The organism is Methylobacterium sp. WL18 (genome assembly GCF_008040015.1).
Lineage (GTDB): Bacteria > Pseudomonadota > Alphaproteobacteria > Rhizobiales > Beijerinckiaceae > Methylobacterium > Methylobacterium mesophilicum.
Window position 1 is genome coordinate 1 of record NZ_VRVD01000362.1, and the last position, 4,795, is coordinate 4,795.

Genomic DNA, 4,795 nt, shown 5'->3' on the forward strand with positions numbered 1-4,795 from the left:
GGCGGCGCCACAGCGGCGGAACGCGCCGGCCGCGAGCGCGTGGGCCTCCGCGAGGGACAGGGTCGGCATGGTGGTCGAGGCTCCGGGTCACCGCGAAGGATCCGCGGGGCATACCCGAAGCCGCGCCGCTTGAGGATCGGGCCTGAGAGGATCAGGCCTGCATGCCCCAGCGCTGGATCGTCCGCCGCTCGATCGTCTGGAAGATCAGGTTCTCGACCACGAGGCCGATCAGGATCACGGTGAGCAGCCCGGCGAACACGTTCGGGATGTCGAGCATGTTCTTGTTCTCGAAGATGAACCAGCCGAGCCCGCCCGCCCCGGAGCTGACGCCGAACACCAGCTCGGCCGCGATCAGCGTGCGCCACGCGAAGGCCCAGCCGACCTTCAGGCCGGTGAGGATCGACGGGAACGCCGCCGGGATCAGGATCTTGCCGATCAGCCGCGGGCCCGACAGCCCGTAATTGCGCCCGACCATCGTGAGCGTCCGGCTCACCGACAAGAAGCCCGAATGGGTGTTGAGCGCGATCGCCCAGGTCACCGAGTGGACCAGGACGAAGATCAGGCTGCCGTTGCCGAGCCCGAACCAGATCAGCGCCAGCGGCAGCAGCGCGATCGCCGGCAGCGGGTTGAACATCGACGTCAGGGTCTCGAGGAAGTCGGTCCCGATCCGCGACGCGATGGCGATGCCGGTGAGCAGGGTCGCCAGCATGACGCCGGCGGCGTAGCCCATGAGCAGCACCTTCAGCGAGCTCCAGGCCCGGGCCGGCAGCGTCCCGTCGGCGACAGCGCGGAAGAACGCCTCCATGGTGGCCGAGAAGGTCGGGAACAGCAGGTCGTTGTCGAGGTAGCGCCCGTAGGCCTCCCAGATCCCGGCGAGCAGGACCAGGATCAGGATCTTGCGCAGCCAGGCCTGGTTGTAGAGGCGCTCGAACCCCGAGAGCGGCTTCTCGACCACCGGGGCGCCGTGGGCGTGGCCGGTCTCCCGCACGATCTCGGGGCGGGCCGGATCCGTGGCGGCGGGGCGCGGCGGTACGGTCAGGGGAGCGCCGGTCAGGGCGCGCGCGCTAGACATTCTCCGCCTCCTGGATCTCTTCCGAAAAGAGCATCTGCTGGATGCGGTTCTCGAGCCGCAGTGCCGCTTCCGGGGTCGCGGCGCTGTTGAGCTCGGCCTTGACCTCGCCGGGATGGGGCGAGAGCAGCAGGATGCGCGAGCCGACCTTGATCGCCTCGGGGATCGAGTGCGTCACGAACAGCACCGTGAAGCGCGTCTCCTCCCAGAGCATCAGCAGCTCGTCCTGCATGCGCCGCCGGGTGAGCGCGTCGAGCGCCGCGAACGGCTCGTCCATCAGCAGGATGTCGGGCTCCATCGCCATGCCGCGGGCGATGGCGACGCGCTGCTTCATGCCGCCCGACAGGGTGTGCGGGTAGCTGTCGGCGAACTTCGTCAGGTTGACCTTGTCGATGTAGAGGTTCGCCCGCTCCAGCGCCTCCCGCCCCTTCAGCCGGCCCGAGGCTTCGAGGGCGAAGACCACGTTCTGCCGAACCGTCTTCCACGGCAGGAGCTGGTCGAATTCCTGGAACACCATCATCCGGTCGGGCCCCGGCTCGGTCACCGGGCGGCCTTTCAGGCGGATCTCGCCCTCGGTGGGGGCCATGTAGCCGCCCACCGCCTTGAGCAGGGTCGACTTCCCGCACCCGGAGGGTCCGAGCAGGACGAACCGGTCCCCGGGCCAGATCCGGAAGCTCACCCGGTAGGTGGCCGTAACGAGGTGCTCGGGCGTCTTGTAGCGGAGCGTGACGCCGTCGACCTCCAGCAGAGGCTGACCCGTATCCATCCATCCTCCCTGGCGCCGCGGCTTGAGCCGCGTGTCGCTGATCGTCCGGCGATGGTCCGGACCTCACGGGAAAGTGTAGGGTCGATGCGGCGAGGCTGTAAAGCCTGGTATTCTTAATAAACTAGGATTGCTGTCCGGGTTGAGAGGGTTGTTTAATGGTTGACGGTGCGTTGCAGGCTATGGGTTGCAACTATGGTGCAGCGCAAAACCGTCCGGGTAGGAAACGCGCTGGCGCCGGCGCTCAGTTGATCTTCCTCGGGATTAGAGCCTTCACAGAGGTGAGGCAGGCAAAATCGAACCGACACATCGTCGCCTTGTCGATCGCACCGACGGCGTGGGAATCCGTGGCGGCTGCGTGAAGTGATCGGAGTGCATCGCTGCGGTGTGTCTTCTTCGGGCTACGCATCATCGATCCCCCTCTTATTCCGACTCTCGACCTGATCCTGAGGTGCGAGCGAAGCGAGCCTCGAAGGAGCCCTCCCGAGAGCGCTGAGACTTCTGGAGAGCTCCTTCGAGGCTGCTGCGCAGCACCTCAGGATGAGGGAGAAGAGTGGGATATCGGTTGGTTAGAACCGTCCTTCGACCGAGATCGTGCGATCAAACAGGCCTCAAACCGGAGGCCACCACCGGCCCCGCAGCACCACGCCCTCAGAAAAGATCCGCTGGGCGCCGGTCATGTGCTCGCCCCGCGTGTCCACGTAATCGAACGCCCCATCCTGCACCGACAGCACGGTGGCGTCGCCGAGCGCCCCGACCTTCAGGGTCCCGTATTCCATGCGCTTGAGCGCAACCGCGGCGTTGACCGTGGAGGCGGCGACGACGTCGTGCAGGCTCATGCCGAGGCAGAGCATTTTTGACATGGTGGTGACCTGATCGAAGGCCGGCCCGTCGATGCAGAGCTGGTGCACGTCGGACGAGATCGTGTCCGGCAAAAAACCGCCCGCCAGCATGGCCCGGGCGGTCTTGAACGCGAACGAGCCTTTGCCGTGGCCGATATCGAAGAGCACGCCCCGGGCCCGGGCCTCCCGCAGGGCGGGCTTCACGGCGCCCTGGGCGGTGATCGGGGAATTCGGGAACGGCCGGAAGGCGTGGGTCAGCACGTCGCCCGGGCGCAGCATGGCCAGCACAGCCTCGTAGCTCGGCGGCGGCTCGTCGATATGGGCCATCAGCGGCAGGCCGGTCTCCTCGGCGACCTGCAGGGCGATGTCGAGGGGCGCGGTGCCCTGGTCGCCGGAGGCGTGACGCCCGACCCGGACCTTGATGCCGACGATCACGTCCCGGTTGGCCTCGACCACCTCCACGGCCTCGCGGGGCGCCATCAGCCGCGGATCCTCGCTCTCGCCGACCATGATGGTCTTCGAGAAGCCGAAGATGCCGGCGAAGGAGACGTGCAGGTAGGCGAGGATCCGCGCCTCCGAGCGGTCGATGACGTGCTTGCGAAATCCGGAAAAGTTGCCGGGCCCGGCGCTGCCGGTATCGACCGAGGTCGTCACCCCGGAGGTCCGGCAGAACGCGTCGGCGTCGATGCCCAGCGAGGTACCGCCCCAGTAGACGTGGGTGTGCAGGTCGATCAGCCCGGGCGTGACGATCGCGCCCGCCATCGCGCGCACCTGCGTGCCCGGGCCCGCGACCAGATCACGGCCGAAGCCCGAGACCCGGCCCTGCGCGAAGGCGACGTCGCCGATCCCGTCGTGGTTCTGGGACGGGTCGATGATCCGCGCACCCTTGAGGATGAGGTCGTGCGGCACGGCTGTCTCCGGGATCGTGTCAGGCCGCGACCGCCGGTGCGGACGCGTCGTCGTTGAGGTGGCAGGCGGCCAGGTGGCCGGCGCCCACCGGATCGAGGCGGGGCTCCTCGACCCGGCAGCGTTCGAAGGCCTGCGGGCAGCGGGTGTGGAAGCGGCAGCCGGCGGGCGGATTGATCGGGCTCGGGACGTCGCCCTTGAGGACGATGCGGGTGCGCCCGGCCCCGGGCTCGGGGATCGGCACCGCCGAGAGCAGGGCCTGGGTGTAGGGGTGCTTCGGGGCCAGGAACAGCTCCCGCCGCGGGCCGATCTCGACGATCTTGCCGAGATACATCACCGCCACCCGGTGGGTCATGTGCTCCACGATGGCGAGGTCGTGCGAGATGAACAGCATCGCGAGGTCGAGCTCGCGCTGCAGGTCGCGCAGCAGGTTGACGATCTGGGCCTTCACCGAGACGTCGAGCGCCGAGACCGCCTCGTCGCAGATGATCAGGTCCGGCTCGGCGGCGAGCGCCCGGGCGATGCCGATGCGCTGGCGCTGGCCGCCCGAGAATTCGTGGGGCCAGCGCCCCAACGCCTCGCGCGGCAGGCCGACCCGCTCCATCAGGGCGGCGAGCTTCGCCTCGAGGTCGGCCGAGCCCTTGGCCAGCCCGAAGTTGCGGATCGGCTCGGCCAGGATCGCCCGCACCCGCATGCGCGGGTTGAGGGACGAGAACGGGTCCTGGAACACCATCTGCATCCGCCGGCGCAGGGGCCGCAGGGTGCCGGCCGAGAGGTCGTCGATGCGTCGGCCGGCCAACACCACCTGCCCGGCGGTGGGGGCGTAGAGGCGCATCAGCGCCTTGGCGACCGTGGACTTGCCGCAGCCGGATTCGCCGACCAGCGACAGGGTCTCGCCCCGGTCCACCGTGAAGGACAGGCCGTCCACCGCCTTGAGCACCCGGGTCGATCGGCCGAACAGGCCGCCGCCGAGGGAAAAGTGCTTCTTGAGGTCGTTGACCTGGAGGAGCGTGCGGGCGGTCGTGGTCACGGGCGGGTCTCCGTGACGGCGTGGGGCGGGACGCCGCCTGGTTCTCCCCTCCCCCCTCGGCGGGGGAGGGTGGCCCTCGCGTCAGCGAGGGTCGGGAGAGGGGAGCAACGGTGCAGGATGTGGCGATCATCGCGCCCTCGCCGGAAGCGGCGCTCCCCTCTCCCCCCCTGCTCCGCAGGGTACCC

The 4,795-nt window shown here is 68.9% G+C and carries 4 protein-coding genes; all 4 read right to left on the minus strand.

The annotated features are described in order from the left end of the window. Nucleotides 1-151 precede the first annotated feature (151 nt). The 4 genes from FV228_RS20590 to FV228_RS20610 all read right to left on the minus strand — a co-directional run bounded on the left by FV228_RS20590 (nt 152) and on the right by FV228_RS20610 (nt 4,610). Entirely contained in the window at nt 152-1,072 is a 921-nt protein-coding gene (locus FV228_RS20590) for an ABC transporter permease (protein ID WP_147856320.1), read from the minus strand. Further along, nucleotides 1,065-1,835 (minus strand): ABC transporter ATP-binding protein, encoded by a 771-nt coding sequence (locus FV228_RS20595; RefSeq protein ID WP_147856321.1) that lies wholly within the window; start codon nt 1,833-1,835, stop codon nt 1,065-1,067. Before FV228_RS20595 ends, FV228_RS20590 begins: the two co-directional genes overlap by 8 nt. Before the next feature lie 608 nt (nt 1,836-2,443). Next, nucleotides 2,444-3,583 carry an amidohydrolase/deacetylase family metallohydrolase gene (locus FV228_RS20605; RefSeq protein WP_147856322.1) on the minus strand — a complete coding sequence of 380 codons (1,140 nt, stop codon included), beginning with the start codon at nt 3,581-3,583 and terminating at the stop codon, nt 2,444-2,446. Nucleotides 3,584-3,602: 19 nt separating this feature from the next. Next, on the minus strand, nt 3,603-4,610 hold the full coding sequence (locus tag FV228_RS20610; RefSeq protein ID WP_147856323.1) for an oligopeptide/dipeptide ABC transporter ATP-binding protein: 1,008 nt from the start codon (nt 4,608-4,610) through the stop codon (nt 3,603-3,605). Between the last annotated feature and the right edge of the window lie 185 nt (nt 4,611-4,795).

Bases quoted from the DNA above. Each gene is read 5' to 3' on its own strand.
- FV228_RS20590 (WP_147856320.1), bottom strand. From the start codon at position 1,072: ATGTCTAGCGCGCGCGCCCTGACCGGCGCTCCCCTGACCGTACCGCCG.
- FV228_RS20595 (WP_147856321.1), bottom strand. From the start codon at position 1,835: ATGGATACGGGTCAGCCTCTGCTGGAGGTCGACGGCGTCACGCTCCGC.